We start from the raw sequence: 1,203 nt of genomic DNA, 5'->3' as shown, positions 1-1,203 counted from the left end.
TGAGGTAAATAGAAAATATTGAGTTAACGGAAAATTCCGTTAGCTCTTTTTTGTATTTTGGGAGGAGAAATTATGAGACGAAAAAGTAAGGAGAGAATTTCAAGAGAGATGATAATCCAGTTTTTGATGAAAGAAACAGGTTCAACACGAAAAGAAATAATAGCAAGTGTAAGAGAACTTGAGTCTTTTGGATTGATAGGATTTACGGTGAATGGTGACTTTAGACTGAAAGAGGTGTAATTAATGAGACAAATTCAGTTTATTAGTGCTAGCCATTATCAGACATCTGATCGCTTTTATGCCTTACCAAAGGTTCTGTTTGAAAATCCTATTTATGAGGATATGAGGTTAGATGCAAAAGTAGCTTATGCCATGCTTAAAGATAGACTAGATCTTTCTTTCAAGAATAATTGGATTGATGAAAATGGAAACATTTATCTGGTTTATTCTAACTCTAATTTGATGAAGATACTAAGTTGCTCGAAATCTACCCTATTAAGAATTAAGAAGCAACTCACAGAGTATGGATTAATTCATGAGGTTCAACAATCTACAAGTAAATCAGGAAACCTCGCTAACCGAATTTATCTGGGTCTGCTACAAGATGACACAGTTGCAAGAATGGTTGATAAATCAGGTGATTCTAAATCTGACACCAGGGGGGTGTCAGATTTAGACCAGGGGGGTGTCAAAAAAACACCAGGGGGGTGTCAGATTTATACGGGGCTAGTGTCAAATTTAGCCCCTAACGATACTGAATATAGTGAGACTAATAATAATGAGACTGAATTATGTATTTCTGAGGAGGATGAGGAAAAGGCAACTCAAAATTCAAAAAATAAAGATCCAAATTCTCTTTTTCGGAGAGTTGATAAAGTTACTAAGTATGATCGTGATTATATTTGGAACTTAGTATATGAGCAATTACTCAAGGAAAAATTTACAGCAACTACCGCAGATTATGCGATGATATATTTTGATGATAGGTACAAGTACGCTTTGGAAAATATGAGGTTTGCTCGCTCATCGGAAATCGTTGCTGAGTATGTTTTTAATGGCATAGTCTCAGAACTGAATCAGACTATACGGAGACAACAATCATAATCAACAAATTTATATTGAGAGATTACACAGTAATGAAAAGGAGATAGAATGAAGCATGTTGACGACAAATTATTGCTGGTTGCTAAAAAAATGTGTAGC

Annotated in this window: 2 protein-coding genes; both read left to right on the top strand. The window is 34.7% G+C overall.

Features of this window, described 5'->3' with window-relative positions; all coding sequences use genetic code 11:
- Positions 1-72: 72 nt before the first annotated feature.
- The gene (locus tag ADH54_RS12240) at positions 73-240 is read left to right on the top strand and encodes a hypothetical protein (protein ID WP_049524906.1); all 168 of its coding nucleotides are present in this window, start codon (positions 73-75) and stop codon (positions 238-240) included.
- A 3-nt stretch (positions 241-243) separates the two neighbouring features.
- Positions 244-1,104 (top strand): replication initiator protein A, encoded by an 861-nt coding sequence (locus tag ADH54_RS09420; RefSeq protein WP_080980845.1) that lies wholly within the window; start codon positions 244-246, stop codon positions 1,102-1,104.
- The last annotated feature ends 99 nt before the right edge of the window (positions 1,105-1,203 follow it).

Origin of the sequence: Streptococcus pseudopneumoniae, assembly GCF_001072315.1 — a bacterium.
GTDB lineage: Bacteria > Bacillota > Bacilli > Lactobacillales > Streptococcaceae > Streptococcus > Streptococcus pseudopneumoniae_R.
The sequence above is the reverse complement of the archived record's forward strand: the minus strand, read 5'-3'. Positions and strand labels throughout refer to the sequence as shown.

Excerpts from the sequence above, each read along its gene's own strand:
- ADH54_RS12240 (WP_049524906.1), top strand. The coding sequence starts at position 73 with ATGAGACGAAAAAGTAAGGAGAGAATTTCAAGAGAGATGATAATCCAG.
- ADH54_RS09420 (WP_080980845.1), top strand. The coding sequence starts at position 244 with ATGAGACAAATTCAGTTTATTAGTGCTAGCCATTATCAGACATCTGAT.